Source organism: Mesorhizobium sp. P2_E9 (genome assembly GCF_056403815.1).
In genome coordinates this window covers 74,218-100,540 of the sequence record NZ_JBFUET010000012.1, presented here as the reverse complement: position 1 = coordinate 100,540, position 26,323 = coordinate 74,218, and the positions used below count along the sequence as shown (strand labels likewise).

Annotated in this window: 32 protein-coding genes and 1 pseudogene; 14 read left to right on the top strand and 19 right to left on the bottom strand. The window is 59.2% G+C overall.

Features of this window, described 5'->3' with window-relative positions; translation table 11 throughout:
• Window positions 1–111: 111 nt before the first annotated feature.
• The 3 genes from AC1D05_RS22085 to AC1D05_RS22075 all read left to right on the top strand — a co-directional run bounded on the left by AC1D05_RS22085 (window position 112) and on the right by AC1D05_RS22075 (window position 2,455).
• Entirely contained in the window at window positions 112–552 is a 441-nt protein-coding gene (locus AC1D05_RS22085; RefSeq protein ID WP_477443879.1) for a DUF2231 domain-containing protein, read from the top strand.
• Between the two features lie 68 nt (window positions 553–620).
• A complete protein-coding gene (locus AC1D05_RS22080; RefSeq protein ID WP_477444016.1) occupies window positions 621–1,898 on the top strand; it encodes a PQQ-dependent sugar dehydrogenase in 1,278 nt (425 codons plus the stop codon).
• A 149-nt stretch (window positions 1,899–2,047) separates the two neighbouring features.
• Window positions 2,048–2,455 carry a DUF427 domain-containing protein gene (locus AC1D05_RS22075; RefSeq protein WP_477443878.1) on the top strand — a complete coding sequence of 136 codons (408 nt, stop codon included), beginning with the start codon at window positions 2,048–2,050 and terminating at the stop codon, window positions 2,453–2,455.
• 12 nt (window positions 2,456–2,467) lie between these two features.
• Here the strand turns inward: AC1D05_RS22075 and AC1D05_RS22070 are convergent, their stop codons facing one another.
• Window positions 2,468–2,887, bottom strand: coding sequence for an HD domain-containing protein (locus AC1D05_RS22070; RefSeq protein WP_477443877.1), 420 nt, complete (start codon window positions 2,885–2,887; stop codon window positions 2,468–2,470).
• Window positions 2,888–2,910: 23 nt separating this feature from the next.
• Window positions 2,911–3,339, bottom strand: a complete 429-nt coding sequence (locus AC1D05_RS22065) for a GFA family protein (RefSeq protein WP_477443876.1) — start codon at window positions 3,337–3,339, stop codon at window positions 2,911–2,913.
• Window positions 3,340–3,493: 154 nt separating this feature from the next.
• Between AC1D05_RS22065 and AC1D05_RS22060 the strand changes: the two are divergent.
• Window positions 3,494–4,101 (top strand): annotated as a pseudogene (locus tag AC1D05_RS22060) (cysteine hydrolase family protein).
• 197 nt (window positions 4,102–4,298) lie between these two features.
• On the opposite strand, the gene AC1D05_RS22055 reads toward AC1D05_RS22060, so the two are convergent.
• A complete protein-coding gene (locus tag AC1D05_RS22055; RefSeq protein ID WP_477443875.1) occupies window positions 4,299–4,598 on the bottom strand; it encodes a DUF1236 domain-containing protein in 300 nt (99 codons plus the stop codon).
• Window positions 4,599–5,118: 520 nt separating this feature from the next.
• Between AC1D05_RS22055 and AC1D05_RS22050 the strand changes: the two genes are divergently transcribed.
• The gene (locus AC1D05_RS22050) at window positions 5,119–5,481 is read left to right on the top strand and encodes a low affinity iron permease family protein (protein WP_477443874.1); all 363 of its coding nucleotides are present in this window, start codon (window positions 5,119–5,121) and stop codon (window positions 5,479–5,481) included.
• A gap of 25 nt (window positions 5,482–5,506) precedes the next feature.
• On the opposite strand, the gene AC1D05_RS22045 is transcribed toward AC1D05_RS22050, so the two are convergent.
• The 4 genes from AC1D05_RS22045 to AC1D05_RS22030 form a co-directional block, all read right to left on the bottom strand.
• Window positions 5,507–5,674 carry a hypothetical protein gene (locus tag AC1D05_RS22045; RefSeq protein ID WP_477443873.1) on the bottom strand — a complete coding sequence of 56 codons (168 nt, stop codon included), beginning with the start codon at window positions 5,672–5,674 and terminating at the stop codon, window positions 5,507–5,509.
• Window positions 5,675–5,914: 240 nt separating this feature from the next.
• Window positions 5,915–6,106, bottom strand: a complete 192-nt coding sequence (locus tag AC1D05_RS22040; protein ID WP_477443872.1) for a hypothetical protein — start codon at window positions 6,104–6,106, stop codon at window positions 5,915–5,917.
• Between the two features lie 186 nt (window positions 6,107–6,292).
• Entirely contained in the window at window positions 6,293–6,511 is a 219-nt protein-coding gene (locus AC1D05_RS22035; RefSeq protein WP_477443871.1) for a KTSC domain-containing protein, read from the bottom strand.
• A 194-nt stretch (window positions 6,512–6,705) separates the two neighbouring features.
• Window positions 6,706–6,894, bottom strand: a complete 189-nt coding sequence (locus tag AC1D05_RS22030) for a DUF3606 domain-containing protein (protein ID WP_477443870.1) — start codon at window positions 6,892–6,894, stop codon at window positions 6,706–6,708.
• A gap of 778 nt (window positions 6,895–7,672) precedes the next feature.
• On the opposite strand from AC1D05_RS22030, the gene AC1D05_RS22025 reads away from it, so the two are divergent.
• Window positions 7,673–8,383, top strand: coding sequence for a Crp/Fnr family transcriptional regulator (locus AC1D05_RS22025; protein WP_477443869.1), 711 nt, complete (start codon window positions 7,673–7,675; stop codon window positions 8,381–8,383).
• A gap of 58 nt (window positions 8,384–8,441) precedes the next feature.
• Window positions 8,442–8,714 (top strand): DUF6894 family protein, encoded by a 273-nt coding sequence (locus AC1D05_RS22020; protein ID WP_477443868.1) that lies wholly within the window; start codon window positions 8,442–8,444, stop codon window positions 8,712–8,714.
• Here the strand turns inward: AC1D05_RS22020 and AC1D05_RS22015 are convergent.
• Window positions 8,711–8,905: a hypothetical protein gene (locus AC1D05_RS22015; RefSeq protein WP_477443867.1), complete on the bottom strand. Its 195-nt coding sequence runs from the start codon at window positions 8,903–8,905 to the stop codon at window positions 8,711–8,713. The two genes, AC1D05_RS22020 and AC1D05_RS22015, sit on opposite strands and share 4 nt — an antisense overlap.
• 279 nt (window positions 8,906–9,184) lie before the next feature.
• Here AC1D05_RS22015 and AC1D05_RS22010 point away from each other — a divergent pair, with 279 nt between their 5' ends.
• A complete protein-coding gene (locus AC1D05_RS22010) occupies window positions 9,185–9,814 on the top strand; it encodes a response regulator (protein WP_477443866.1) in 630 nt (209 codons plus the stop codon).
• 886 nt (window positions 9,815–10,700) lie between these two features.
• On the opposite strand, the gene AC1D05_RS22005 is transcribed toward AC1D05_RS22010, so the two are convergent.
• The 6 genes from AC1D05_RS22005 to AC1D05_RS21980 all read right to left on the bottom strand — a co-directional run bounded on the left by AC1D05_RS22005 (window position 10,701) and on the right by AC1D05_RS21980 (window position 15,345).
• Window positions 10,701–10,985, bottom strand: a complete 285-nt coding sequence (locus tag AC1D05_RS22005; protein WP_477444015.1) for a DUF982 domain-containing protein — start codon at window positions 10,983–10,985, stop codon at window positions 10,701–10,703.
• A gap of 14 nt (window positions 10,986–10,999) precedes the next feature.
• Window positions 11,000–11,302, bottom strand: a complete 303-nt coding sequence (locus AC1D05_RS22000) for a DUF982 domain-containing protein (protein ID WP_477443865.1) — start codon at window positions 11,300–11,302, stop codon at window positions 11,000–11,002.
• A gap of 182 nt (window positions 11,303–11,484) precedes the next feature.
• Window positions 11,485–11,949: an Hsp20 family protein gene (locus AC1D05_RS21995; protein ID WP_477443864.1), complete on the bottom strand. Its 465-nt coding sequence runs from the start codon at window positions 11,947–11,949 to the stop codon at window positions 11,485–11,487.
• Between the two features lie 721 nt (window positions 11,950–12,670).
• Window positions 12,671–13,906, bottom strand: coding sequence for a tyrosine-type recombinase/integrase (locus AC1D05_RS21990; RefSeq protein ID WP_477443863.1), 1,236 nt, complete (start codon window positions 13,904–13,906; stop codon window positions 12,671–12,673).
• Entirely contained in the window at window positions 13,903–14,154 is a 252-nt protein-coding gene (locus tag AC1D05_RS21985; protein ID WP_477443862.1) for a helix-turn-helix transcriptional regulator, read from the bottom strand. Before AC1D05_RS21985 ends, AC1D05_RS21990 begins: the two co-directional genes overlap by 4 nt.
• A gap of 417 nt (window positions 14,155–14,571) precedes the next feature.
• Window positions 14,572–15,345, bottom strand: coding sequence for an HAD-IIA family hydrolase (locus tag AC1D05_RS21980; RefSeq protein WP_477443861.1), 774 nt, complete (start codon window positions 15,343–15,345; stop codon window positions 14,572–14,574).
• A 380-nt stretch (window positions 15,346–15,725) separates the two neighbouring features.
• On the opposite strand from AC1D05_RS21980, the gene AC1D05_RS21975 reads away from it, so the two are divergent.
• Together AC1D05_RS21975 and AC1D05_RS21970 are read left to right on the top strand one after the other, a co-directional pair.
• Window positions 15,726–15,992: a DUF982 domain-containing protein gene (locus AC1D05_RS21975; protein ID WP_015314855.1), complete on the top strand. Its 267-nt coding sequence runs from the start codon at window positions 15,726–15,728 to the stop codon at window positions 15,990–15,992.
• Window positions 15,979–16,206, top strand: coding sequence for a hypothetical protein (locus AC1D05_RS21970; protein ID WP_063170770.1), 228 nt, complete (start codon window positions 15,979–15,981; stop codon window positions 16,204–16,206). Before AC1D05_RS21975 ends, AC1D05_RS21970 begins: the two co-directional genes overlap by 14 nt.
• A gap of 8 nt (window positions 16,207–16,214) precedes the next feature.
• Here the strand turns inward: AC1D05_RS21970 and AC1D05_RS21965 are convergent, their stop codons facing one another.
• The 4 genes from AC1D05_RS21965 to AC1D05_RS21950 form a co-directional block, all read right to left on the bottom strand.
• Window positions 16,215–16,466, bottom strand: a complete 252-nt coding sequence (locus AC1D05_RS21965; protein WP_477443860.1) for a hypothetical protein — start codon at window positions 16,464–16,466, stop codon at window positions 16,215–16,217.
• A 3-nt stretch (window positions 16,467–16,469) separates the two neighbouring features.
• On the bottom strand, window positions 16,470–16,730 hold the full coding sequence (locus tag AC1D05_RS21960) for a hypothetical protein (RefSeq protein ID WP_063170768.1): 261 nt from the start codon (window positions 16,728–16,730) through the stop codon (window positions 16,470–16,472).
• Window positions 16,731–16,928 carry a hypothetical protein gene (locus AC1D05_RS21955; protein WP_082826783.1) on the bottom strand — a complete coding sequence of 66 codons (198 nt, stop codon included), beginning with the start codon at window positions 16,926–16,928 and terminating at the stop codon, window positions 16,731–16,733.
• A gap of 113 nt (window positions 16,929–17,041) precedes the next feature.
• The gene (locus tag AC1D05_RS21950; protein ID WP_477443859.1) at window positions 17,042–17,797 is read right to left on the bottom strand and encodes a hypothetical protein; all 756 of its coding nucleotides are present in this window, start codon (window positions 17,795–17,797) and stop codon (window positions 17,042–17,044) included.
• 562 nt (window positions 17,798–18,359) lie between these two features.
• On the opposite strand from AC1D05_RS21950, the gene AC1D05_RS21945 reads away from it, so the two are divergent.
• From AC1D05_RS21945 to AC1D05_RS21930, 4 genes are all read left to right on the top strand, one after another.
• On the top strand, window positions 18,360–19,124 hold the full coding sequence (locus AC1D05_RS21945; protein WP_477444014.1) for an ImuA family protein: 765 nt from the start codon (window positions 18,360–18,362) through the stop codon (window positions 19,122–19,124).
• The gene (locus tag AC1D05_RS21940; RefSeq protein ID WP_477443858.1) at window positions 19,036–20,559 is read left to right on the top strand and encodes a DUF6504 family protein; all 1,524 of its coding nucleotides are present in this window, start codon (window positions 19,036–19,038) and stop codon (window positions 20,557–20,559) included. The genes AC1D05_RS21945 and AC1D05_RS21940 overlap by 89 nt, the downstream gene beginning before the upstream one ends.
• Entirely contained in the window at window positions 20,556–23,822 is a 3,267-nt protein-coding gene (locus AC1D05_RS21935; protein ID WP_477443857.1) for an error-prone DNA polymerase, read from the top strand. The genes AC1D05_RS21940 and AC1D05_RS21935 overlap by 4 nt, the downstream gene beginning before the upstream one ends.
• A gap of 103 nt (window positions 23,823–23,925) precedes the next feature.
• On the top strand, window positions 23,926–24,597 hold the full coding sequence (locus AC1D05_RS21930) for a hypothetical protein (protein ID WP_477443856.1): 672 nt from the start codon (window positions 23,926–23,928) through the stop codon (window positions 24,595–24,597).
• Window positions 24,598–24,778: 181 nt separating this feature from the next.
• Here the strand turns inward: AC1D05_RS21930 and AC1D05_RS21925 are convergent, their stop codons facing one another.
• Complete coding sequence (locus AC1D05_RS21925; protein WP_477443855.1) at window positions 24,779–26,098, bottom strand: hypothetical protein; 1,320 nt, start codon at window positions 26,096–26,098, stop codon at window positions 24,779–24,781.
• Window positions 26,099–26,323: the final 225 nt, after the last annotated feature.

Sequence of the window (26,323 nt, the reverse complement as noted above, 5' to 3'; positions counted from 1 at the left end):
ATTGCTCCTTGGCCATCACGACTCCTTGAACATCAATAGGTTCGTGGAACCTCTCATCTTGAAGTTGGTTTGATCACCAGTTCCAGCTTGAAATTCAGATGGAGAGAGCAAGTGGCCACTTCGCAATCCGTGTCGGTAGTCGCCAAGCCTCCAATCCACCAGACGCCAATGGCAGTCGCCAATGCCTGCTTCATCGGGACGCTGCTGACTGACGTAACGTACTGGCGAAGTGCGGAAATGATGTGGGCCGATTTTTCCGCCTGGCTGTTGTTTGCCGGTCTGGTGGTCGGTGTCATCGCTTTCATTGCAGCGCTTTTCGACGTTTTCAGCGGACGATTATACCGTGCGCGCCGGCCTTTCTGGCCGTACATCCTCGGAAGCCTGGTGGCGCTTGTCCTGTCGTTTTTCAACGCGCTGGTGCACAGCCGTGATGCCTGGACTTCGGTGGTGCCGACGGGCCTCATGCTTTCCGCCGCTGCCGTGATCGTTCTTCTTGTCGCATGTTTTGCTGGATGGAGCGCCAGCCGCCGTCGTGTGGAGGTCGTCCAATGAGCACCGCATGGGCATTCAAACGCCAAATCCGACCTTTTGTGGGTCTCGGCCTGCTCTGCGGATCGCTCATGGCACTGCCCGCGTGCAGCGGCGACGAACCGGACCCGGGCGAGCAGGTCGGATCGAACCCGACGCTGCCCGAACCCACCCAGTATCTGGTTCCACCCATGCACGTCGCTTCGGTCGTCGGCTGGAAGCAGGATGAAAAACCTGCAGTCGCCAAAGGCCTGCAGGTACAGGCGTTTGCCAAGGGCCTCAAGCACCCGCGCTCGGTTTACACTTTGCCGAATGGCGACATTCTGGTCGTGGAGTCCATTGCTCCGCCCGGTGCCGCGATCAGGCGGCCAAAGGATCTCATCATGGGCTGGATCGAGTCCTTGGCGACTTCGGGAGGAGGGACGGAGGGGAGCAATCGCATCACCTTGCTGCGCGACACCAACGGCGATGGTATCGCCGATGTCCAGGGCGTATTCCTCGACCACCTCAGTTCGCCTTTCGGCGTGGCGCTGATAGGCAACGATCTCTATGTCGCCAACACCGACGCGATCGTTCGTTTCCCCTACACCACCGGCGACACCAAGATCACGGCGCCAGGGGTTGTGCTCACACCGCTGCCCGGCGGCCCTATCGATCACCATTGGACCAAGTCTCTTGTCGCCAGCGCGGATGGATCGCTGCTCTATGTCGGCGTCGGGTCCAACAGCAACATCACAGAGAACGGCATTCAGGCAGAAAAGGATCGGGCCGCAATCTGGGAGGTTGATCGAGCCACCGGCCGCTCGCGGATATTCGCCAGCGGGCTGCGCAATCCCAATGGGCTGAGTTGGGAGCCGCAGAGCGGCGCGCTTTGGGCCGTCATCAACGAGCGCGATGAGCTCGGCCCCAACCTGGTTCCGGATTACATGACATCCGTGAAGGACGGCGCGTTCTACGGCTGGCCATACAGCTATTACGGCCAGCACGTCGATCCGCGCGTGATGCCACAGCGACCGGATCTCGTCGCCAAGGCGATCCCTCCGGACTATGCCTTAAGCTCCCACGTCGCGCCGCTCGGGCTAGCCTTTTACACCGGGACCAATCTACCCGAAGCCTATCGCAACGGCGCCTTCGTCGGCGAACATGGCAGTTGGAACCGCAAGCGCTTCAATGGCTACAAAGTGGTCTTTGTGCCGTTCAGCGGCGGTCATCCGAACGGCAAGCCGCAGGATGTCGTCACCGGCTTCCTCGACAGCGACAGCAAGGCGCACGGGCGGCCAGTCGGTATTGCCATCGACAAGGCAGGAGCGCTGCTGATTGCCGACGATGTCGGAAACACAGTGTGGCGCGTGACATCGGCGGCGCCCTAGTCGGGCCGTTAGGCACGCCCGACCATGCGATCGTTCAGCCGAGGCGGGGATTTCGACCGCGGAACCTCATGGCCTTGCCGCGCATTTCATCAACTGACGAGCAATCAAGACACTTGAGCGCTATCAACTGGAATGCAGGGAGACCTAAAATGCAAGTTGCGGCCGAAACTTTTAACCCTCGAGACCAACTCACGATAGAGCCATACGCCGGCACGGTCACGGTGCGGTTTTCCGATGCCATCGTGGCCGCCACGGAGCGGGCGAAGGTTGTGCGGGAAGGCGGCCATGAGCCGGCGTTCTATATTCCTTTCGAAGACATCTATTTCGATCTTTTCGAAAAGACGAACACCACGAGCCACTCCCCCCTGAAGGGAACGGCCAGCTACTGGCGCGTCCACGCCGTCGGGGCCTCGGCAGACGACTTCCTGTGGGCATACGAGACGCAGGATACGGTGGCTCACGCCCTTGCAGATCACGGCACTTTCGATCCACAAAAGGCTCGCATCGAAGCCGATCCGGCCGAGGACAAACGGCATACGCCGCACGTCATGGAATAGTCGGGTCCAATGTCACGGTCCGGAGAATTCTTGATCCAAGATGCGCAGGGCTTCGTCGTATCTGGTTGTCGATGCTCCGATCTGCCGGGATTGCCAGAGATTGTCCTCAAGATCAGCCCGCTTTACCGGCAACGCCAAGGGGTTTGATGCAGCCCTTCGTACGAACGTGGAATCCTCTTCGCCGTCCCTGCGCGACATCGCCTCGACCGCAGAAACGATCGCCGACCCAAACCCGGCTCGCTCAAGTCTTTCCCTGTTCCAGCCCTTGCCCTTTTCCAAGACGTCATGCAGATAGGCGACGGCCTTTTGGTCCAGCGTCCCGACTGCGTCGACGACACGACGGCAGTGCTCGATGTACGGCCGCCCGGTCTTGTCGCGCTGCCCCGCGTGCGCCTCCTCCGCAATCTTGGCCGCCCGGTAGAAAATGCTCATTCGCTTGATCCCAACACGATTATCTACCATCGCTCCTTGGTATCGTGGTCAGGCAGATTCGTTCCGCAACAAACCCAGCCAAGCCGCTGCCCCGATCCATAGTTATAGCGCGGTTCCAAACGAGCCGGGTCGTCGAATGAGCCTACATGAAGTGCGATCTCGCCTGGCGATGCGTCATACGCCAAGGTGAGCGGCGTGCCGCAGTCCGGGCAGAACCCTCTTCGAGCTATCGGCGACGACCGCCGATAGGTCGGTGCGGTGGCATCCCAGGTCAGGCCTTGGACCGGTGCCCATGCCAGCACGGCGAAAGCACTGCCGGTCGCCCGCCGGCACATATCGCAGTGGCAGTAGTGGACCCGCAAATCGCTCCCGACGTGGAAGCGTATCTTGCCGCACAGACATCCACCGTCAAGTTCCGGCTCCGTCTTGCGACGCTGCTGTTCAATAGTCATCTTGCCGATTCCACGCGAACGTTCTTTGGACGACGAAACGCAGGCTCGGGGTGTCGGTTCCTCAGGGTCTGCTGGGAACAAGTCTCCCCATGCAACGTTGCGCTCCCGAATGGGAGGAGTTCTTGAAAAGACATGAACCCCAAGGAATGCGCTGATGTCGATGCCGGGTTTGGCATACGGCCCCTTGGGTGATCGCTGCATGCATGTCTGTGTGGATATGCAGCGGCTCTTTGCCGAACCGTCGCAATGGGCAACCCCTTGGATCACTCGGGTACTTCCGCGGATTGAGCAACTGGTGGAAAACGAGCGTCACAGACGGTCTTCACACGCTTCGTCCCCGCGCGAAGCGCGGGTCAGGGTGTCGGAACATGGAAGCGCTACTATGAGCGCTGGGCCTGCATGACGATCGATACGATCGGTCCAGAGATGGTCGACCTGTTGCCTTCATTGGCCGTGTACTGTCCGTCGGCGGTCGTTATCGACAAGCACATCTATTCGCCCTGGTTTGAAGGTCGCCTCAGGGCGCTTCTGATGGAGCGCAACATCGATACGCTGGTCATCACCGGCGGCGAGACGGACGTATGCGTTCTGGCCACGGTGCTAGGAGGCATCAATTTCGGCTATCGTGTCGTCTTGGTGACCGACGCACTATGCAGTTCTTCCGATGCAACCCATGAGGCGCTGTTGACCGTATACAGTCAGCGGTTTGCACAGCAGGTCGAGACCGTCGATATGGAGACACTACTCTCGGCTTGGGTTTGAGTTTGCCGGGTTCTGCACCGGTGCCTCTGAGCAAATGTCCGCCCCCTAGTGGTGCCGTCGCTCAATCCAAGGACGGCATGGACGTGGAGGTTCGATTTGCCGTCCCCCGAGCCATCGCCGATCGCGCTCAGCATCCAGTTCATGGTGTTCGCCCGTCGCCATTGAAGACGACGGGCTTTTATTCGTTACGTCGAAGATCAGTTATAGACCTTGATGATCTTCCGAGTGCCGGGATCGACAAGAACCGTCCGGTTGTCGACCACGACGTAGCGATATTTGACATTAGGAACTTCATGGAGTTCGACCGTATCGGGGAGAGCTGTGCCGACATTGAGTTCCACCCCGGGGAGCTTCACCGACGCTAGCGGCTGCTTCTTTACATACTTCTGGATGACCGTGTCCTGCTCGGGCTGGATGATGATGTCCTCGGCGGCAGCAACGCCTAAACCGGCCAGCAGGAAAAATGCCGCAGCGGCGGCAGGAAGATACATTCTCATAGCTTCGCTCCTTCGTTGACATCGACGACGGACTGATTGGCCGGCGTACGGGGGCCAACCCTTGGCCGGTGGGAACGTTCCATGGCAGGACTTCAGTCCGCATAGGCTTGCGGACCTAAGTCCCACACCAAGACGCAATGGTCTGGCAACGCTATTACACGGAACGGTCGCCGGACACGATTGTTGTTCTTCCGAAAGTGGGAGGAAACAGATGGACAGGAGTGTTGGCCAAGCGCGATGGTTGCTCGCACCGATTTTCATTACTGCTGTAACGTTTCTAATCCTGGGAGTAGTCGTTGCATAACATTACTGCAAATCCGCGCAGCTATGTCCCTTTCTGCGCTAATAGGGGTTGGTTCCGGCACATGGCGGCGAGCGAACCCTCGATCCAAGCCAATGCTACAGTGTGAGGTTCTGATGTTGCGCGAGAAAGGGACCCGGCTCCTAGAGGCAGGCTTGCTCGCGGCGGTGCCGATTTGCGTAGTCATAGCCGCATTGCTCGCACTGTTTTGGTGAGGGGATGAACCGCATTTTGTTCATAGCGGCCGACTTTCTTTCCCGCCCGCCCGGGTTCTACGTCATGATGATGGCCATGGTATTAAGCACGCTTCTGGTGCCTTTCGGCCTGACCAACGCGGTCACCTATGCACTATCGGTCGCGGCCATCGTAATCACTGGGGTGGTCCTGATACAGGGCTATCGCGACACTGCCGCCATCCACGCTAAGCTCGATGAAATCATCGTCTCCCTAGAGGAGACCAGAAACGACGTTGTCGGACTGGAGCATGCCGAACCCGAGGAGATCAGAGAAAAGGTTGCGGCGCTGGAGGCCGAAGCGTCGCATCTAAGGGAAGAGGCCGGCCGGTCACGTCCTCGCACTTAAGTAGGAAATTGTTACGGCCGCGCGTCTACTCGGTAAAGTTTCGCTGCAGTTCATGGTGCAGGACTTCCTCATCAGCTTGCGGGCACCCTTCAGACAAACCACGCTCGGCGAGGACGCGGTCATAAGCTTTTTTCAGGAGGGTCAGATCCTCTGGATAACCTATTCCGCTCTTACAGATATGATGCTCAATCACCGCGGCTCTCCTCCTTAACGCGTTGCCTGTTTGTCGCGTTGCCACTGCCTGTTCCGCATTTCCACAGCTTCATTGAACGCACGGGCCGCGGCGTCGCACGCAACCCTCGATGGCCCATTGGCATAAAGAACGACTTTAGCGGCTTTCAGTGTCATCCCGTACTTTTCGGCGAAGGACTCCACGTCGTAGGGAGGATCACCTGGATTGCCAGGATGGCAGGGTTTTCGGGCATAAGTGAAGTCACTCACTGGAGTTCTCCTTCACCAAGCCCAAACCCAATCGCTGTCCTTCTGCGAACGCGCGAGCATAGGATTCGATTTCGAACGTGCTGATGGTGGCCTCGCCGTTGCGGACGACACGGACGAACCACTCGCCGAGGTTTTCGGTGATTTCAACGGAATCTGGGATGTTGTTTGACGGAAGCTCAATCATGGCTTTCATCCCGGTTGGGCGAAAGCACCTGAGTTGACTTCCAAGCGTCCGATGCCGGAGAAGGCGGACGACAACAGGATCGTACTTCTCTTTTTCCCAATGGCACCATCAAATGATGTGCGGACCGATCCGCACCCCGGTTGCTCGGACAGGCTGCGCAGGCCGCTACCTGGGTCGACTCCCCAATCAGGGGGAACCGTCGCCCTCATGTACAAGGCGGAACTCGTAGCGGTTTCGGATCTGGGTGTTGAAATAGCGGCCCTTAGCAAACGCGGATCTGAACGCGGCAAAGGCCTCGGGCGGTACGTCCAAGAACTCATACTGCTTCCCGCTGGCTACGAACCAGCCCGAGAGAACCTTGGTGTTTGCGTCATAATCGAACTTTTTTATTGAGGTCGACGGCATTATCCAAATCCGCCAGTAACGCTGCTGGGCGGTTCTAACGGCTCGTCGCGGCTGCTCGTGCCACAACTCGCCTAATCATCTGTCCCGTTATCTTTTCCACGGCTGCGGCCGGGCCGTCCGTCTCTGCAATGCGCGAAAACACGACCTTTTCCCGTACATTTCTTCAATCTGACACGCCGGCATTCTAGCTGTCACTATCTGGTGCTAATCGCCTTGGCCTCGCGCTCTAGCGTATCGCGGTCATTGCCAAACTTTGCGATCAGTTGGCGGACGTCTGGGATGCTCAAGCCAAATTTACTGGCAAGGTAGCCAACCTCATATTCTTCATCCCCGGCGACTTGGCTGCGATCGCGGTTGTCCGTCTTGCTCTTGTCGTCGGTCATCTATTTTCCTCCGTGTTTTTTCGAAACGTCCATTGCCGTCCTTTGTTGCAGTGATGCTGAGATTTCCGATCGACGCTATTTCAGCGCCTGCTAATTGAATCGCACCACCAAAAGGCCTCCCAAGGTACGGGCTCGCGCACCAAAGCTATACAGAACGTGCCCAAGCAGCTGACCGCTGAAAAACCGGCTGCCAGAGCAACATAGATAGGATGCGCGAACCGACCGGGAGTCGCGCCTGACCATCGATGCGGAACGCATAGCGAGAGAAGCCAAGACTGCTCGGTCGAAAAATTTGAGCACCTGAGCGGCGAGGAAGGCCACGGCATGCCTCTCAGGAGGATGGCGAATAATTGACGGACTTAGTATTTGACTAGCTACTGTCCATCCGAAAGCGTACAAGGTGGCGTCGTCAGCCAAACAGCAATGGGCGCTGACGCTTGGGAGCGACCATCGCACTCTTGCCCTGCAGCGAGAGCAACGCGATGACAGACGAACGTCGCCCCGGCCTTAAACCCGAAATCGTCCGCGCCCTTGCGCTGGAATCGGGGGCCACGGACCAGCAGATCACCGAGATAATTTCGTTGATCGGCTCCGATCGTTCCTCAATATTGCGGGAAGCTCGCCTGCTTAAGAAGAGGTAAGTGAGCACGTAATTGTCGGTTTTGTACCGATGCGGACAGACTCTACTGCTGTCGCTATTCCATCTGCATCGTCGGCAAATTGTCTTGGGCGCTGACGGCTGAGGCAACGCGTGCTCTCGCCCTTAGGAGCGAGCGCTATGGATCTGCATCTAGATACAAACAAAAACGCGCTTCTGCGGCGCTTCGATCCTGCCGATCTGGATCGTCTCAAGCCGCATCTGCGCGACACCTTCCTTGAACTACGCACGCCGCTGGAAAGCGCCGGACATGAGATCGAGTATGTTTATTTCCCTTACACGGGCCTTGCCTCGGTGGTGGCAAAGAAAAAGGGAGGAGCCGACGCAGAAGTCGGCATCATCGGTTTCGAGGGCATGACCGGCTCGGCACTAGTCATGGGCGATGACCGCGCCACGCACGATTGCTTTATTCAGATGACCAGCGAGGCGCTAGTGATCGACGCCGCGCAGTTCAAATCAGCTTTGGACACGAGCGAGACCCTCAGGCCGTTTCTGATGCGCTACGTCCACGCCTTGCATATACAAGCCACCTACACCGCTTTGACCAATGCGCGATGCAAGATCGAGGAGCGCCTGGCTCGATGGCTGCTGATGTGTGACGACCGCGTCGTTGGCAATCGCCTCGTCATCACCCATGAATACCTGTCGGTGATGCTTGGCGTAAGGCGCCCCGGCGTCACGGTCGCGCTGCAAATAATTGAGGGGCGCGGGCTCGTACAGTCCCGACGCGGTGAAGTGATCATTCGCGATCGAAAGGGGCTGGTTGATCTCGCAAACGGTAGCTATGGAGCATCGGAAGCGGAATACAGGCGACTTGTTGGCGAAATCTAGATTCACCTGCAGATTGTCGCTTAACGGGAACGAACACCGTAGGCGCGAGTTTCGGCAAATGGCTCTTTATTATTTCGATGTCGACGACAACGGCACGGTCTACCCTGACGATCAGGGTACCGAATGTGATACCTTCGATCAGGTAAAAGAAGAAGCCATCCACGCTCTCGTGGAAATGATTGCGGAAAGTCTCCCGGATGGCGATCATCATAGGCTGATGATCAAGGTCCGTGACGACGGCGGCGGCCTTGTCATCCAGGTTTCGCTAAACTTCGAGGTCGAGGCAGAGCACCGTTCCCACGGCAGCAGATCTCCGGATTCACACGTCTAGTAGCGGCCACGCAACGCAAGCGCCGCGATGAAGGCGCGCGCCGCGGCGTCGCACGCAATTTGCGAGGGGCCGTTGCAATAGAGAATGACCTCAGCCGCCTTCAGGGAGAGCCCGTGTTTCTCGGCAAAGAACCCCATCGGATAAGGGCGGCCGTCTGATTCCGGATTTAGCACTCGTTGCGACTTAGACATTTTCGCCTCCTCGAACGTGTCCAAAATGGCCGGCGCGATGTTGCCCGGTGAGACAAAGTGAAACCCGCGCCGGCCACTACGGATATTGGTCTCCGCACTGTCGAGTTAGCGCTCACTAAAAGGCCGGCAACACCACCTCGCAACTTGGTAAAAAGCGTACAGTGGAATCTCATTGAACCTTCAAAAGAAGGGATTATGAATTGCCTTCGTCGCTAGCTGGTAGCCATGGCTCGGCGCCGAGCGTTCACAACGGCTCCGCCATTCTGGGGAGTTGCGGCCATGGATGGCCCGAACAGTGCGGACCCAACCTTCATCGAAGTCATCGAAGCTTGCGGCGAGTGGTTTGTCCGCGTGGTAGAGAACGGCAAGGAAGACATCCGTTCATTCGATGTCGAGTCTTACGCTCTATCGTTTGCCGAAGGCCAAAGGATGCGCCTGCATCTCGACAAGTTCACGCGGCTGCGCGCAGAGCACGGAACGGGGTCGACGGAGTCGGAGGCGCCACAAAATCACGTTGTTGACTCTCTGCAACGACCGGGTCCAGCTTGCCACAATATGGCGACACCCCTTATCCTTGTCCTTGAAGACGAAGCCTTGATCGGGGTCGACCTAGAAGTAACGCTGGCCGGCGCCGGATTCAGCGTCGCCCTGGCGAGGTCCTGCAAGGACGCAGCCGCATTTTTGGCTGACAATCGGCCTGATGCGGCTGTTCTCGACATTCTCCTTGCCGACGGGGAATGCACGGAGGCCGCGAGGACGCTTGTTGAGCAAGGCGTGCCTTTTATTGTTCATAGTGGCCTGCTCAGGATGGACAGCGATCCAGTCTTCCAAAGAGGAACATTGATCAACAAGCCGGCCGGCACCCCGGAAATTGTCGACGTGTTGAAGCGAATGGTTGAGGGGGCATAGCCATTATTTCCGTTTTGTACGGAACCAGACAGACCTGCTGGAGGTTGGGGTAAATAAGGCGGGCTTCCATGCCACTCACCCTGCATACAACTCTATGCGAAGCGCGAGACGCGCTCCACACCTTGCGTCGGACGGTAAGTGATCGAGGTCACATCGAGGCGATGTTCGAGATCGATTGCCTTCTTGGTTTGGCTGAGGACAGGGCGCTGAGTTCGATCAAAGCGATCGATACAACCCGTCACCACACGGCTCGCGGAACCTAACTGAGTCCCAAGCTTGTGACCGCATGAGCACACGCGGCGTCGATTTTTTGGAATTAACTTTTTGAGGTCCCACATGCTCTATGCTCTGTACCGTGGGTAAGAAGGCAAAGAAAATCCGAGAGGAATCAATCGACAGCGAACGTGCGCCGAGGCCGATTTCTATGCCCGCAGGTGCGGCCTTACCCGAGAAGAAGCTTTAAGACTTCTCAAAGAGGCCAGCCGGTCAATGACTGGGTCTCAAACGACAGGCAAGGGCAAGAGCCGATAGGCGCGGCGGTATGCATGGTTCCGGGACGAAGCATCCTAATAGTGCCGCGTTCCGCCCAACAGATCGGGCAAGAGAAACTGCCTGCGTAGGTCGGCTGTAGATTTCAGGCGCCGATCCGTGAGATCAGCAGCCTTGAGCCGTTCGGACATCTCAGCCAAGCTGTTGTAGGCTTCGGCGATTTGGGTGCACAGGGCTTCCCGCTTGTGCGAGCGCTTGTTCCTTCGCGCGAAGAACGAGCCTTTTGGCAAGCCGCTCCATCGGCTAGGCGTCCCGGGATGGGCGGGCCGGCGTCTGATAGCTTTGTCGTCGCTATCAAGGCGGCCACCAGTCATGGCAGCCGCCTCGTTTTCGGCATTTAAACGTGGTGCGGCCTCGCCTTCCTGGAAGGCGCAGGCTCAATGCCGTCCTCCATGAGAATGTCCTTCTTGCGAGCGAACGCTATGAAGATGCCTCGCGCAGTCTCGGGTTCTACATCGCCAATCAATGCGGCTTTGCAAGCGCGAATGGCAGCTTTCTGCTCCGGGCTGTTGCCACACCATTCCGCTGCGAATTGATAGGCGTCTGCGACCGTGTTGAGTTGGCGGGGAAAGCCTAATCCCACCCACACACGGACGGGCTTTTCAAAGGGTTTCGATAGCATCATGACCTCCTTTTCTAGGCAGTCACTCCTCCACTTTGGCCACCTTTGCCAGTCATCCACGGCATGGTCATGGACACGTCCTCAAGGATTCTGGCTGCTTTCGCGAAACCGCTGAACGCGTCTCTGGCTGCGGACAGCGGATAGTGGCTATCGAAAGCCCGCTGGCAGGCGCGCAATGCGGTCTGGTGAATGGGGCCACGCCTGTCCTTCGGCCATTCATAGAGGAATTCCAGGGCGTCCTCGAGACACGCGATTTCCTGGACAAGATTGTTACCGCTTTTGACGAACACGGCGCTGTCGAACATCCGATCGTTCATAGGATCCTCCAAATCGAACGAACCATTGAGTTTTATGGTTTGCACGGTCCAGGCCAACTGCGCGCACGCGATAGAGGCGCGGCGGTACTTTGCCGTAAGTGATCATCTCCGTTTCTCCGCAATCGGAGCCTCCCAGCCGAGGCCGGGAGGCGGACCGCAGTTCCAAGTGACAATCGACAGAATTACGCGGCTTTACGCGCGCGGTCCGTGTCTTGCGTGATCTGAGCGGCGGCCTTCGGCGTGTCACCCATGCCGATGGTGATGCGGCGCGGCTTCAACTCTTCGGGAATCTCACGGACAATGTCGATCGTGAGGAGGCCATTCTCCAAATTGGCTGCCTTGATCTTCATATGGTCGGCCAACCTGAACGATTGCCTGAAGCTGCGATAGGCAAGGCCCTGATGCAGCAGCTGGCGCCCGCTCTGGTCATCAGCCTTCTGACCAACCACGACAATTTCGGGGCCATGCTGGGTCAACTCGACCTCGTTCTGGCTGAAGCCGGCGATGGCCATGGCGATGCGGTAATCGTTCTCGCCGACCTTCTCGATGTTGTAGGGAGGCCAGTCCGGGCGCGTGCCGCTGTCGAGCATGTCGAAAAGGCGGTCGAAACCGACGGTGGTCCGATAGAGGGTATCAAAGGTTCTCATAGCCACATTCTCCTTGAAGCAACATGGGTACAAGGGCGCCGCCCCATGCGGCGCCGCCATTTTTTGCCGAGCCTTATGGCCTTGGCGAAAATCGAGTTAGGAGGCGTCCCAAATGAGTTCAAGATCATCTCGAAATTTTTTTTGCGCCACCAGGACATCGTTCCAATTCCAGCGGCTCGTGATCCGGCCGCTCGTGCCACAACACCCGTCGCGTCTTTGGCCGGCGTGGCGTTTCTGGGTGCCAGTTTGATATTCTTCTTCAGGGAAAAATCGGCTTGTCACTCGAGCGGCATCTGGCTGGGCCATTGGTATGGCTGTAGGGCTCGGCGTCTTGCAGAGCGCAGCACTGGAGACTGTGCTATCGCTGATCGTTGTGAGCCTGTTTGCAGGCCAGCGGCGCGCCGAGCGCCGGCTCTAGGCGGGCCAGAAGGTCAGGGGTGCCTCGATTATGCAAGCACCAAACGGCGTACCCTTCGATTGAAGCGGCGACTGGCATTTTTCCGCCTGGTTAGCCCCAGAAGCGAACCGAGGGTTTCCGGCTAGTTGCGGAGCACGATGTCGAACGCTTGCAAACGACGTTACCTACAGTCGACTGTTAGGCGTCACGGGATCATGCGGAACGATACGGGAAGATTTGAGATTCTGGCCCACGAAAAACTCAATAAAATCAACGCTCTGAATACGTCCTCCGGGCCCACCATCGGCTTTCCCTGCCGTTGATTCAATTGGGTTTTTTGTACTTTTTTGTCCCACTTTCATCCACCCCCTCCAAAAGTGGGACATTTTCGTTCTCGTTTCGATCGAATACCAGAAGCGTCCGGGCAGACTGCGCCACTATCCGGCGGCGTGCCTTGCGGATGTAATGATCGGGCTGCTGATACGTCGTCCAGCCGTAAATCGCCTTCAGCTGTTCATGCGTGGCACCGTTTTCTGCGGCAACGGTAGCGCCTGCCTTGCGGACCCCGTGGGCGCTGCAGCCAGGGAGCCCCGCTTCGTCGCACCATTGGCGCATCTTGTTACCAAGGCCGTTTTCCGAGAAAGGCCGACCATACTCGGTGACGAGGAATGTCAGGTTGCCGGCCGGGGCGAAGGAAAGCTCATCCTCGAGTTCTGGGAGCAGAGGCAGTTCGACGACAATCGCTTCCTTGCGCACCTTGCTCTTGTCGGTCTTGCCTGGCTTGATCCTGATCCACTTCTCCCAGGCCCCGGTATCCTTGTTGTGAACCTGGGTAATGTGTTGTCTGCCCAAGATTGCTGCATCGGACAGTCGCAAGCCTGTGAACATGAAAATCGCCAGCGCCATACGAGCCATGGTGCCGCGCGCATGCCGTTTCTCATACTGGACGATCTCCGACACTTCCCAGGTGTGGAACCCTTCGCCATTGCCCGAAGTCAGGCGCTTTATTCCGTTTGCCGGATTGACCTCGACCATCTCGGCATCCTTGGCCCAAGCGAACATCGCGCTAATGGCTTTTGTAATATTGTTGGCTGCCCCCGGAGCGTCTGACCGGGTATCACGGAGCTCCTTGACGTGAGACCGCTTCATGGCCGCGAATGGTAATGAACCCTTCGTCGAGAAGTCCGGATTGACTGGCCCGGTCAGCGGGTGAGGCAGTTTGCAAACGCCTTCAAGTATTGTTCGTCGTCGAAGCATCGTGCCTTCGCCGACCTCTGCGCCACCGCGCCGGAAATACTCTTGGCAAAGCCACATCAGGCTGCCCCGAGGGGCCACTGGCCTCACTACAGGCCTGACCACATTCTGAGCCGAAACATAAGGAACGCCATCTCGCGCGCAGCGCACTTCTTCGTGGAACTCGGCTGAACCTGGCTTTTCTCGCAGACGGATCTTTTTTCTACCCGGTGCGCGGAAGTACAGCCGGATATTGCCGTGCCGATCCCTGTCTTCGACAACGCCTTTCAGATTGAATTTCACCATGGTGCTCGCCACGTCCATCATCTGCGATCCCAAGGATTATCGCTGGAGGACATGCCGTCAAGTTTGCTGTTGCGGTGTGGTAGCCGCCCGAATGCCTCTGCCAGTTCCTCCACGTCCCAGACATAGCGCTCTTTGCTGGGCATCCGCGGTTGTGGCATACGGCCATCCGCGACCATCTGGTCGAACGTCGTTGGACTGACGCCGATAGCTACCGCTGCCTGTTCTCGATTAATGCCGAACAGCGGGAGCCCGCCAAGTGAGCGTTTCATTGCTTTTCTCGCTGCACATCGCCTCGCGGGCTGAGTTCCGCGACAGCGGAGCATTCACCTAAGAAGCAATCACGCTACCCTTTCCTTGGAATGTCTGGAATGGATCTGTCCGGCCAATGCGGCAAACGGCGGTGGCGACGTGAAAATAGGATAGCAGACCGCGGCCGCGGGGCTTCGAGTCGGGAGAGCGCTACATCGCAACACCCACTCTCAAAGAGGCGTTCTTCTGCTATCGGAGGCACGCGCCTTAGTCCAAAACTTTCCAATTTGGGGACAGAGGTTAGCCGATGCCGTCCGAAGGCAGAGGTCACAGGTTCGAATCCTTTCGGATGCGCTCGACGGGTTCGGGACAACGGAAGCCTACAAATAGATTGCGACCGGACCGAGTAGGCACCAATGCGCGTCGTTTCCACATGTTTATTCTTTCATGAGGATCTCGCCAAGATCGGCCAGGCTCTCGATCACGTGGTCCGGTCTGAATGGAAACCGCTCCATGTCAGCCCGCGTGCTCACCCCAGTAAGAACAAGGGCTGTCTTCAGACCCGATTCCAATCCAGCGACAACGTCCGTATCCATTCTGTCTCCGACCATGATCGTGTCGGCTGCGCTAACTCCTAGGCGGTCGAGCGCGCTTCGCATCATGAACGGGTTCGGTTTGCCGACAAAATAGGGCTGATGGCCGGTAGCCTTTTCGATCAGGGCTGCGACCGCGCCGCAGGCCGGATGGAAGCCGCGCTCGGTCGGGCCGGTGGCATCCGGATTGGTGGCGAGAAACCACGCGCCCTTTGCCACAAGCTCGGCGCCGGCGGCAATCTGCTCATAGTGGTACGAAGTGGTGTCGCCGAGGACCACGAAATCCGGGGCAAACTGCGTGATCCGACAGCCTGCGTGCCGGAGGGCCTCGACCAGTCCGTTGTCGCCGATGACATACGCGGATGATCCGGGCTTTTGCAGCTCCACGAATCGCGCAGTGGCGAGCGCCGATGTGTAGATGTGCTCAGGCTGAACGAGGAAGCCAACCGCCCTCAAACGTTCGGCATGATCCTCCGGCGTGAAGCGGGAGTTATTGGTGAAGATCTGAAACGGCTTGCCGTTTGAGACCAGCCCGGCGACATAGTCGATCGAGCCTGCAATCGGCTGGCCGCCGCGGACTAAAACCCCGTCCATATCGAGCAGGTGCGCTACGATCATCAGACTTCGACCCCTGGTGTTGTTGGATGGACGCATGGCATAAGTCGGTTCTGGGTCACGTGCGTTGTTCCCTTTTCCAGATGTTTGCGCGGGCAATGTACGCACCGAGAGCAGTGTGGGAACGGCATGGGGTCGCTGGTGGGGCAATTAGGACATTGCGGCGTGCAAAAGGGTCCATCGCACGGCCCGAATGCCCCTTAACTGATCCTTCCCTGCTGACAGATCTTGCCGACCGGGCGATGGAGTATGCAGCCAAGGTCGGTATTTCGCGATCATGGTCGCAGCCGTCGCCAACAGCACGGGCGGCATTCCGGGGTGCCACGCGGAACTGAATCGCGCGCCGATGCTTGAATCGGGTTCGAGTAGCTCTGGGTGGCGTGATGCAAGACAAGCGTTTCGATATGCCCGTTTCGGTCGCGTTAGGCCGGTCGGGCAACACTATCTACAAGGTTGAGCGCGTGGCGCAGGCGGCCGATGTGCTTCTCAATCGTTGGCCGGCGGTGACGGGGAAAAGCCATGTGGCCGCTCGAAGGGCCTGCCTGGCGGTCTTGGACGGGATCAAAGAAGCCAGCGTGGCAAGGGCGGCGTTCGTGAAGGCCGCGGCTGACGCAGACATCTTGCGCGAGGACGATTATGGCCGTGGCTAAGAAGGATCAGGAGCGCGTCGGATATGCCTGGCTCTATGGGGTACAAGCGCGCAAGGACGGAAGGGAGCGGGTCGTGCCGGAGTTCTGGAGGGAATATGCCGACGCCTGGTTGCAGGGCTTCGATGGCCAGTCCATCCAGGGTGCCGGCAAGGCCGAGCCCGTCGGCGATCAGATGGAAGCGGAGGTCGATGAAGCTGGGGTCAGCAAACTGTAGCTAACAGGCTAGAGCGGCTTGCCGGCGCGTACCATAGCTCGTGCGATCGCGAGCTCGGCTTCCGTCTTGGCATTCTCTTTCTGGGTCATGTTGTCGGCGGCAATGAGCCGCTTCAGTGCCCGCAATGTCTCACCCCGCGTCCAGCCCACCTCCAACATGCAATCGATGATCGCCTGAAAGCCGGGCTCCATGGCCTCCTGGCAGTCTAGCGCGCGGTCTGCGTAGTCATGGTCATCCTGGTGTCTGGGCGAATCGATCATTCTTCACTCCATGTCCGGCACTTCGCCGTTGGTGAACAGCACTGTCGGCGGCCCATAGTCGCCAAGCGCCGGGTCGGCGTCGCGACTCCATGCTATGACACCGACGTGGTTTGAAGCCAGCGCCTTTGCCGTGCGGATCGCGCGGTCTTCGCTTTGCTGGTCGGTCGGGCCGTATGCGGTGAACAGGTCGCCATCCTCGCCGCGGTCGAACGCGACGACAACGATCAGCTTCGGCTTTTTCTGATCTGGCACATCGTCGGACACTCAGTGCGTCCTGCCGGAGCGGAGATGCATCTCGATCTTGTTGATTGCCTTGGTGAGGACATCGACAGCCTGCAGATTGACGGCGAAATCGAAGTTACCTTGCACCGTTTCGAATATCAGAACGCCGACCTTGGTCTCGGCGTCGCTCATCATGCCCATTCCAATGCCGGTCGGCATATAGGGTGGTTTTTCTGACACGGTTCTTTCCTCGGATGCGGTGTGGGCTTGTCAGGCTTTTGGCCATCTGGCTTGCGACCTGGAGTGGCCAAGTACGATCGATCGACGATGGCGGCCGTGTGATCCGTTCACCACTATTCGAAATGCATCGACTGGCCGCGCATCATCGCCAGGGTCAGTGCGATTGCAGGATTTGCAGGCGGCTTCTCCATAAGCAGGGAGCCGTCGAAATCGCGCCACGCCGCCATGCGCAATTCGTCACCGTCATCGGCGGCTGCAGGGTCGAAAACGTGGGCATCACAGGGATCTCGGTCAATCTCGATCGCCCAGTCCTTGAGCGCCTTGCGAGCCATTTCTTCGACCTGGGCAAGGTTACTGGTGAAGAAGGGGATACGGTCACCATCATCCGAAAGCGGCTCAATCCGATCCAGCGTCGGCCGCTCGGGAACCCAACCGAGAACGAAGGCTATATCGAAATCGATCTGGCGGTCTGGCCCGGTCGTGGTCTCCAACCGGGTGACAACGTCAGGATAGAGCTGCTTGCGCGCCGGCCACGTGTCCGGAAGCGCCTCGGCTTGCAATCTCGTTCGGGGAACGTTGATCAGTTCCATGATCTGATGGCGCGGAATTGTGTCCTCCGGCCAGCCCGCACAACATGCGTTCGTCGCGGCCTCGTCCGCTTCCATCCAGACTGTAGCGGCTCGGTCCTCGTCCTCAGTTGGCTGGTCGTCTTCCGGAAAGCCTTTGATATCCCACCCTTCCAACGCGAACAAACCTTCCGCGCCTTGCAAGGCCGTTATGCCAGCTCGCGCGAAGACCGCTTCGGCTGCCGCGACACCGCGTGCCAGTTCTTCGGGCGTTGCACGTTCAATGTTCAAGCGAAGTTCCATGGTTCGCCTCCTGTGCCAATCGTGTCGACAGTGAACAAAATAAGAACATAGGAGTCAATAGGCTCTTGGCAACGGTGGAATAAGGGGCTGTTTTTCACGCAACAGCCACCAGACAATGATCGGCACTCCATCCCGATTTCCAAGGCAACTCCTTCCATCGCCGATCAAAATGCGGACTGCCGCGGACGGGGACAGTCGGTCCCGCGTCCCGTCCTGCGGCCGGCGCTATGCTGACGCTCCTACGGCTGTCCTGTTAACCGCCCGCGGCGGGGGCGAATTTCCTCCGTCCCGCGCGCGACAATGTCCGTATGTGCGGACGCGCGCAGGACTGCGGTTTATGCGCCAGTTTTCCTTTGGGCGCCGGCAGTCGCCGGCGCGACGTCCAACGCGGCATCGTGGCCTTCAACCGCATCGTCCTGTCGGCAAATGACTCTCTCGGTGCGACCGGGCAGTGGTCGCTCCAAACATTTCTTCCGCAGCGCCACCTCACCATGCCATTGACTCTTTATTAGGAAGAGAACAAATGAGGAACACATCGCAAGTTTTTCGCGTTCAGGGACAGATGAGTGCATCGGCGCCAAACGCTGCCATTTCCGATCTCCGAACTCGCATTGCGCGTCTCGAAGGCGGCAATGTGCGCGAACGAACGGTGCTCCCCTTCGGCATCGCTCCGATCGACAGCCACCTGCCGGGGGGCGGTTTGGCGCTTGGTGCTCTCCATGAAGTTGCCGGCGGCGGCAATGGTGCGATCGATGGCGCTGCCGCATCGCTTTTTGCGGCGGGAATTGCGGCCAGGACGCAGGGCAAGGTGCTGTGGTGTGTGACGCGCCAGGATCTGTTTGCACCGGCAATCGCCCAAGTCGGACTTCATCCCGACCGGGTGATCTATGTCGAAGCCGGTGACGACAAATCCTTGCTCGCCTGCTTCGAGGAAGGCCTGCGGCACGTCGGACTTGGGGCCGTGGTTGCAGAGGTTGCCCGTCTGTCGATGACGGCCTCGCGCCGCTTGCAGCTTGCGTCTGAAGGCTCCGGCGCGATGGGCATCGCCATCCGCCGGTGGCGGCGCCAGACCGAAGCCGCCGATTTCGGGCAGCCGACGGCGTCTGTCACCCGCTGGCGGGTTTCCGTGCTGCCATCGCGACCGTTGCCCGTGCCTGGCGTTGGCAGGGCACGATGGCAACTTGAACTGATCAGATCTCGTGGAGGGGAAACGCTCGATATCGAAGTGGAGGCTTGTGATGCAAAGGGTCGTCTCGCTCTTCCTTCCAAGCTGGTCGACCGACCGACTCAGAAGGAAATTGGGCGACGTCTCGCCGCCACCGGATAGACCCTTGGTGCTGGTCGGTCGGCAAGGCAACCGTCGCCTGGTGATTGCGGTGGATCGCGCCGCAAGGGAAGCAGGGTTGCGCGTGGGAATGCCGGCGACGAAGGCACAGGCACTCGTTCAGGGTCTGGCGGTCATGGATGCCGAACCTGAAGCAGACGCGCAGGCATTGGAGCGGCTGGCCCTGTGGGCATTGCGGCGGTACGCGCCGATCGTCGCTGTGGATCCTCGGGACGGATTGGTCATGGACACCACGGGTGCCGCTCACCTTCATGGCGGCGAACAGTTGATGCTCGCCGATATGGTAGAACGTCTCGGCAAGGTAGGTTTTGCGGCGCGGGCCGCGGTAGCCGATAGCTGGGGCGCCGCTCACGCCGTTGCGCGCTACACCAGGCAGGCCATCAGTGTGGTCACCGTCAACGCAGCCCATGATGCGATCGTCCCTCTGCCCATCGCGGCGCTGCGATTGCCCGATGCAATCGTCGGGGGTCTGCGGGTTTTGGGTTTCGACCGGGTGGGTGAGCTTCTCAAGCAACCGCGCGCGCCACTGACACTGCGCTTCGGGCCGGAACTTGGTCGCCGCCTTGACCAGGCCGCAGGACGCCTTGCCGAACCGATAGAGCCGGTACGGCCAGCCGATATGGTCGAGATCAGACGTGCCTTCGGTGAGCCCATCGGTGCGGCCGAGACAATCGCCCGGTATGTCGGCAAGCTTGTTCAGGCGCTGTGTGCCGAACTGGAGACCAGGGGATTGGGCGCTCGCCGCCTCGATCTGCTGCTCTACCGCGTCGACACCCGGATCGAAGCCATTCGCATCGGTACGGCCTTGCCTGTCCGCGATGTGAAGCGGCTGACGCGTCTCATCTGCGACAAGATCGAGACGGTCGATCCGGGTTTCGGTATCGAGTTGATGCGCCTGTCCGCGCCCCTGGCTGAACCGCTGACGCCAAAGCAGACCATTTCATCGCTCATCGAGCAACGGGACGCTGACATCTCGGATCTGATCGACGTACTCGGCAATCGTGTTGGTGAGGAGAAGCTCTATCGATTTACCCCGGTGGCGAGCGACGTGCCCGAGCGATCGTTTCGGCGTGTGGCACCTGCCTCAGTGGAAGCCGGCAAGGTTTGGCCAGATCATTGGCCGCGACCGGCGCGTCTGTTTGCCGTGCCGGAACGGATCGAGGCGATCGCGTTGCTGCCGGATCATCCTCCGGCAAGCTTTACCTGGAGAGGCATCCGTCGACGCGTCAAGCGCGCCGATGGTCCCGAGCGGGTCTTCGGCGAATGGTGGAAGCGCGACGCCGAGCTTGCCGCGGTGCGCGACTATTTCCAGGTCGAAGACGAAGCCGGCGAACGGTTCTGGATCTATCGCGCGGGCGATGGCGAGGATGCCGCGACCGGTTCCCATTTGTGGTTTCTGCACGGCATTTTTGGATGACTGCATCTTACGTCGAACTGCAATGCACCTCGCATTTTTCCTTTTTGCGCGGGGCCAGCTCCTGCGAGGAATTGTTTGCGCAGGCCGCCATCATGGACATGCCCGCACTTGCCATCTGCGATCGCAACAGCCTGGCCGGCATCGTTCGAGCCCATGAGGCGGCAAAGGCGACCGGTGTCAGGCTGATCGTCGGCTGCCGTCTGGATCTGGCCGAGGAGATTTCCATCCTGATCTACCCGACCGATCGCGCGGCCTACTCCCGACTTTGCCGATTGCTGTCGCTGGGCAAGAAGCGTGGCGGCAAGGCGAAATGCGTGCTGCATTGGGCCGACCTCGTCGCCTATGGCGAAGGCCTTGTTGCGGTGTTCATCCCGGATCAAGCTGACGATACATGCTCGATGTGGCTGCGGCGGCTGCGTGAAGCATTTGGCGATCGGGCTTACATGGCGCTGACGCTGCGGCGCCGTCCCAATGACGCGCTGCGGCTGCACGATCTGTCCAACCTTGCCGGACAGGCCGGCGTGCCAACGGTCGTCACCAATGACGTGCTCTTCCACGAGCCGTCACGACGCATCCTGCAGGACGTGGTCACTTGCATCCGGCACAATGTCACGATCGATGATGCCGGGTTTCGGCGCGAGCGACATGCCGACCGCTACCTGAAATTGCCCGAAGAAATGGCACGGCTTTTTGGCCGCTACCCAGAAGCGCTTACGCGGACGATCGAGATCGCGGAGGGCTGCCGGTTCTCATTGGACGAGCTTGCGTATCAATATCCCGAGGAGCGGATGCTGCCGGGTCTGACGCCGCAGCAGGCGTTGGAGAAACTGACCTGGGAGGGCGCGACAGAGCGTTTTCCCGAAGGCGTGCCGGACAAGGTCGTTGGCACGCTCAAGCACGAGTTGCAGCTCATCGAAAAGCTGCACTACGCGCCGTATTTTCTCACGGTCAATGCGATCGTTCGCTTTGCGCGCAGTCAGGACATCCTCTGCCAGGGCAGGGGGTCGGCGGCCAACAGCGCTGTCTGCTATGTCCTTGGCATCACCTCGATCGATCCCGACCGCAACGACCTTCTGTTCGAACGCTTCGTCTCGGAGGAGCGCCGCGAGCCTCCCGACATCGACGTCGACTTCGAACATGAACGGCGAGAAATCGTCATGCAATGGGTGTTCGACACCTATGGCCGTGAGCACGCGGCCTTGTGCTCGACCGTCATCCGTTATCGCTCGAAAGGAGCCTTGCGTGATGTCGGCAAGGCCCTTGGGCTGCCCGAAGACCTCATCAAGATGCTGTCGTCGCAGGTGTGGGGCTGGTCGGACGAAGGCGTCCAACCCAAGCATGCCGAGGAGCTGAATCTCAATCTCGGCGATCGCCGTTTGCGCTTGGCGCTTGACCTGGCCAGGCAGTTGATCGGGGCGCCGCGGCATTTGTCACAGCACCCCGGTGGTTTCGTCCTGACCCGCGACCGGCTGGACGATCTCGTGCCGATCGAGCCGGCCGCGATGAAGGATCGTCAGGTCATCGAATGGGACAAGGATGACATCGATGCGCTGAAGTTCATGAAGGTCGACGTGCTGGCGCTCGGCATGCTGTCCTGCATGAAGCGCGGCTTCGATCTTCTGTCACAACACAAGGGCATCACGCTCGATCTCGCAACGATCCCTGCAGAAGATCCGCGCACCTACGCGATGATCCGCAAGGCCGATACGCTGGGCACCTTCCAGATCGAATCCCGTGCCCAGATGTCAATGCTGCCGCGCATCAAGCCGCGGACCTTCTATGATCTGGTCATCGAGGTGGCGATCGTCAGGCCTGGGCCCATCCAGGGAGACATGGTGCACCCCTATCTGCGCCGGCGCGAAGGCAAGGAGGAGGTGGTCTATCCCAAGCCTGAGTTGGAAAAGGTGCTTGGAAAGACGCTGGGCGTGCCGCTGTTCCAGGAGCAGGCGATGCGGGTGGCGATCGAATGCGCCGGCTTTACGCCAGGCGAGGCCGATCAATTGCGGCGCGCCATGGCAACATTCAAGCATACCGGTGGCGTCTCCAGCTTCGGCGCCAAGCTGATCGGCGGCATGGTGAAGAACGGCTATGAGCGCGAGTTCGCCGAAAAGACCTTCAGGCAGTTGGAAGGCTTCGGCAGCTATGGCTTTCCAGAGAGCCATGCGGCGAGCTTCGCGCTGATCGCCTATGCCTCCTCCTGGCTGAAATGTCATCATCCCGATGTCTTCTGCGCGGCTCTTCTGAACGCCCAGCCGATGGGCTTTTATGCCCCGGCGCAGATCGTTCGCGATGCGCGCGATCATGGTGTCGAAGTGCGTCCAGTGTGCGTCAACGCTTCGCGCTGGGACTGCACGCTTGAGCCTATCGCGGAGGACGATCGGTTCGCCGTTCGCCTAGGTCTGCGTATGGTTCGAGGTCTTGTCAATGCCGACGCGGCAACGATCGTCACCACACGTGCCGACCAGCCCTTTGCCTCGGTCGATGACCTGTGGCACCGTGCCGGTGTTCCTGCTGCCTCTCTGGTTGAACTCGCCCAGGCCGACGCGTTCCAACCGTCCCTATCGCTGGCGAGGCGTGAGGCCCTGTGGGCGATCAAGGCATTGCGTGACGAGCTGCTGCCGTTGTTTGCTGCCGCCTCCGCGCGCGAGCAGCGGACGGTGCCGGAGATTCATGAACCCGCCGTCACATTGCGTGCCATGACCGCCGGCGGCGAAGTGGTCGAGGACTATGGACATGTTGGACTGACCCTGCGCGACCATCCTGTTTCGTTCCTGCGCGCCGACCTGGGGCGCAAGCGCATCGTTTCTTGTCGCGAAGCCATGCGAGCGCGCGACGGACACTGGCTGGAGGCGGCTGGCCTCGTGCTGGTCCGCCAACGACCTGGCTCGGCCAAGGGCGTCATGTTCATTACGATCGAGGATGAGACCGGCATTGCCAATCTGGTGGTGTGGATCAAGGTCTTCGAAAAATATCGCAGGGTCGTCCTCGGCGCCGGCATGATTGGCGTTTATGGTCGTATCCAAAGGGAAGGCGAGGTGGTTCATCTCGTTGCGCATCGGCTGAGTGATCTCTCGGCTGATCTCGCCAGCGTTGGCGATCGCGATGCTGCCTTCCCGCTGCCGCATGGGCGCGGTGATGAGTTCCACCACGGCAGCCCGACGCCTGACCCGCGCGGCATGCCGAAGGGGCCGAGACCCCGGAACATCATCGATCCCTATCTGCACATCGACCAGATCAAGGTGAAGACACGGGATTTCAGATAGATATGTTGGAGCCCCCAGGCGGCAAATGCCATAGTGGTGCGATGCGTCCCCGGCAGTCCTGACTGCCTGGTGCGAGGGACCAGACAAGGATAGATGGAGTACCATGCAGAACGCACAGTCGCTGACTTCCACTGAGATCGCGTCGATCAAGGAACTGCTCGATCAAGTCCCTTCGCCCTCGCGGTTGGCCAAGGTGACCGATGCCGAGCTTCACGGTGCGATCAACACGCTCGACGGTGTCGCCGACAGTCGTTGGCAGGAAGTTCCTCCCGAGATCGTCTCGCCTCGACGCGAGGGATTTCTGGGAATGGTGCTGGCGCGCAAGCGACGGCAACTCGCCTATTCTCTGAAGCTCTCCAACCTGGCGCGGGATCCCTTCGCTTTCGTGCCGGCACTTGGGCTGACCGCAACAGGGGCAAGCGCTCTTCCTGCTCTGGTCGCGGCACCGCCGGCAACCTTTCCCAGTTTCCTGCTAGCCATCGCCCTTGCGTGGTTGCGAGCATTTGCACAGCCCATCGGCTACGGTGAAGCGGCACTTCTTCACCACATGAACCAGATCGCAGCCATCAAGGGAAAAGTCTCAGACGACGATCTTGCCGACGCAGGGCGCATCCTTGTCGACGCCTACGGCTACGTCAAAGGACAGAACAGCAACGAGGTTTCCGCGTTGCTGGCAGCGTTACTCGCCTGGAGGGCAATCGAGCATTTCGATGGGGGTTTTCGGGTAATTGAAAGTGTGCCTTTCGGTTTCGGCCCGGTGGAATACGCGCCATAAATCGCCATAGCGTGTCAATTGAGACCCAAAACGTTCTGAACAGTGCGTCAAGCCGCCTCAATCACCGTGCAGTAGCGTCTGTTAGCGGATGCGGATTTGAAGAAGTGTCGGGTTGGACATCGGTCGACGCATCCCGGAGCATCGTAACGCAAGAGCCCTCAAGTGGTCAGATCATATGAGCTTAGCGACAGCCCGACAGAAGATTGCGGGTATACCTGTCCAGTGCCCAATCCAGATCGATCATTGCCTTGGGCGCGAACCTTGTAAGGTCAAACTTGTCGTTCGGGAACAGATAGATCTCGCCCTCCGAGTCGAACATTGGAGGAACCACCCCTGAATAAGATTGAGCGTCCATCGGGCTAAATGACGGGTTGTTCGACCGTCCCTTCGCGACCCCGAGCCCTAACTCAAGCATGTAGCGCTCGGCTTCGTCCAAGGGAGCCCCTTGTCCTCCGGGCTGTTGCATCGCCATCGCTTCCAACGCCAGCTCGATGATCGATCGCCGATCCGGCAGACCCGTCCGAACGAGCGCTGCATCGATCCACTTGGTCTCGTCCATTCCATCTTGCCAAGGTTCGAGATTGGCACTGACCACAGCGAAAACAAACGCGCGGTCGCCCCTCTGCTTGAAAGATGGAAACAGGTTTGCCCACGGCTCCATGCTGGCCGGGAGCTGAACGCCCTTGAAATGGTCATCGCCAAGGTTGAGACAAAGGTGCGCGATGATGGCTGCGAGCCGATACGCCAATGCAGCGTCTTTGATCTTCGCGTAGTGCGCAAACAGATGGACCGGTGCAGAGTACAAGGTGAGAGTCGGCGCGTATAGCCTCGCAAGAGCGTCCTTCGTTATGTGATCGGCCATTGCAGCCCGTTGGTTTTCGGGCACTTTGGCTTCGAGGTAAGTACGGACGACCGAATACTCTGACGCGACCGCCGTTGTTTCCAGGAGAGCACCGACAGTCAACGGCTGCCGTATGAGGCGGGCGCCGGTTTCGTGGTCCAGGAAGAGAACGAACAGGATAGGTCTGGACGGGTCCAATCTGCCTGAGGGGTCGATCTCCTGGCCGGCCGAGAATGCGATCTGCCAGGGACGCGCGGCACCGTGAGGCTCCTTGGGTTCCTCTAGCGTTTGATAGTATCTCGGAAACGTCAGGCGGCGCGTCTCGTCGTAAAGGTCCACAAACCACGGGAAGTCTACCTCCAAGGGCGGCTTGTAGGCTGTAGGAAGCAGCCTGAACGCCCGATAGACGCGTTTCATGTAATCGCGTCCCCAAACGGTTCCCACGACGTCAGCCCAATGTGTGAGTTCGTGACTCATGGTCGCCAGGATTTCCGCAGTCTTATTGTGGTCGTTGGCCAGGAGCGCTTTGGGCAGGTCCGTGCGGCTGTACTGATCCAAAGTAATCATTTGGGACTGAGGAGAAAAAAAGGCCATGGTCACAGTGTTCGGAAAGCGGCTTTCCCTTCGTTCGACCATCCACTCCTTCACGAAATCTGACACTCGTGCATCCCTCCCATCCAGCATAAGCTTGATAGCAACGGCCTAATGTGTGTGTCGAGGACTTAGTGAAGCCAGCGTAGCTGATGGAAGCCGCGGCCCCTAGGCAATCGGTGATCGGGAGGTGCTCATGTTCCGCGTGGACGTATCGTCGCCAACCCTACGATCCAGGACGCGCCGAATTCACCCTGGCTTCCGCTATTCGGTTCCTCAATACAGCTGTCAAGG

Bases quoted from the DNA above. Each gene is read 5' to 3' on its own strand.
- AC1D05_RS22080 (WP_477444016.1), top strand. From the start codon at position 621: ATGGCACTGCCCGCGTGCAGCGGCGACGAACCGGACCCGGGCGAGCAG.
- AC1D05_RS22075 (WP_477443878.1), top strand. From the start codon at position 2,048: ATGCAAGTTGCGGCCGAAACTTTTAACCCTCGAGACCAACTCACGATA.
- AC1D05_RS22070 (WP_477443877.1), bottom strand. From the start codon at position 2,887: ATGAGCATTTTCTACCGGGCGGCCAAGATTGCGGAGGAGGCGCACGCG.
- AC1D05_RS22065 (WP_477443876.1), bottom strand. From the start codon at position 3,339: ATGACTATTGAACAGCAGCGTCGCAAGACGGAGCCGGAACTTGACGGT.
- AC1D05_RS22055 (WP_477443875.1), bottom strand. From the start codon at position 4,598: ATGAGAATGTATCTTCCTGCCGCCGCTGCGGCATTTTTCCTGCTGGCC.
- AC1D05_RS22050 (WP_477443874.1), top strand. From the start codon at position 5,119: ATGAACCGCATTTTGTTCATAGCGGCCGACTTTCTTTCCCGCCCGCCC.
- AC1D05_RS22040 (WP_477443872.1), bottom strand. From the start codon at position 6,106: ATGATTGAGCTTCCGTCAAACAACATCCCAGATTCCGTTGAAATCACC.
- AC1D05_RS22035 (WP_477443871.1), bottom strand. From the start codon at position 6,511: ATGCCGTCGACCTCAATAAAAAAGTTCGATTATGACGCAAACACCAAG.
- AC1D05_RS22030 (WP_477443870.1), bottom strand. From the start codon at position 6,894: ATGACCGACGACAAGAGCAAGACGGACAACCGCGATCGCAGCCAAGTC.
- AC1D05_RS22025 (WP_477443869.1), top strand. From the start codon at position 7,673: ATGGATCTGCATCTAGATACAAACAAAAACGCGCTTCTGCGGCGCTTC.
- AC1D05_RS22020 (WP_477443868.1), top strand. From the start codon at position 8,442: ATGGCTCTTTATTATTTCGATGTCGACGACAACGGCACGGTCTACCCT.
- AC1D05_RS22015 (WP_477443867.1), bottom strand. From the start codon at position 8,905: ATGTCTAAGTCGCAACGAGTGCTAAATCCGGAATCAGACGGCCGCCCT.
- AC1D05_RS22010 (WP_477443866.1), top strand. From the start codon at position 9,185: ATGGATGGCCCGAACAGTGCGGACCCAACCTTCATCGAAGTCATCGAA.
- AC1D05_RS22005 (WP_477444015.1), bottom strand. From the start codon at position 10,985: ATGCTATCGAAACCCTTTGAAAAGCCCGTCCGTGTGTGGGTGGGATTA.
- AC1D05_RS22000 (WP_477443865.1), bottom strand. From the start codon at position 11,302: ATGAACGATCGGATGTTCGACAGCGCCGTGTTCGTCAAAAGCGGTAAC.
- AC1D05_RS21995 (WP_477443864.1), bottom strand. From the start codon at position 11,949: ATGAGAACCTTTGATACCCTCTATCGGACCACCGTCGGTTTCGACCGC.
- AC1D05_RS21990 (WP_477443863.1), bottom strand. From the start codon at position 13,906: ATGATGGACGTGGCGAGCACCATGGTGAAATTCAATCTGAAAGGCGTT.
- AC1D05_RS21985 (WP_477443862.1), bottom strand. From the start codon at position 14,154: ATGAAACGCTCACTTGGCGGGCTCCCGCTGTTCGGCATTAATCGAGAA.
- AC1D05_RS21980 (WP_477443861.1), bottom strand. From the start codon at position 15,345: ATGATCGTAGCGCACCTGCTCGATATGGACGGGGTTTTAGTCCGCGGC.
- AC1D05_RS21975 (WP_015314855.1), top strand. From the start codon at position 15,726: ATGCAAGACAAGCGTTTCGATATGCCCGTTTCGGTCGCGTTAGGCCGG.
- AC1D05_RS21970 (WP_063170770.1), top strand. From the start codon at position 15,979: ATGGCCGTGGCTAAGAAGGATCAGGAGCGCGTCGGATATGCCTGGCTC.
- AC1D05_RS21965 (WP_477443860.1), bottom strand. From the start codon at position 16,466: ATGATCGATTCGCCCAGACACCAGGATGACCATGACTACGCAGACCGC.
- AC1D05_RS21950 (WP_477443859.1), bottom strand. From the start codon at position 17,797: ATGGAACTTCGCTTGAACATTGAACGTGCAACGCCCGAAGAACTGGCA.
- AC1D05_RS21945 (WP_477444014.1), top strand. From the start codon at position 18,360: ATGAGTGCATCGGCGCCAAACGCTGCCATTTCCGATCTCCGAACTCGC.
- AC1D05_RS21940 (WP_477443858.1), top strand. From the start codon at position 19,036: ATGCAAAGGGTCGTCTCGCTCTTCCTTCCAAGCTGGTCGACCGACCGA.
- AC1D05_RS21935 (WP_477443857.1), top strand. From the start codon at position 20,556: ATGACTGCATCTTACGTCGAACTGCAATGCACCTCGCATTTTTCCTTT.
- AC1D05_RS21930 (WP_477443856.1), top strand. From the start codon at position 23,926: ATGCAGAACGCACAGTCGCTGACTTCCACTGAGATCGCGTCGATCAAG.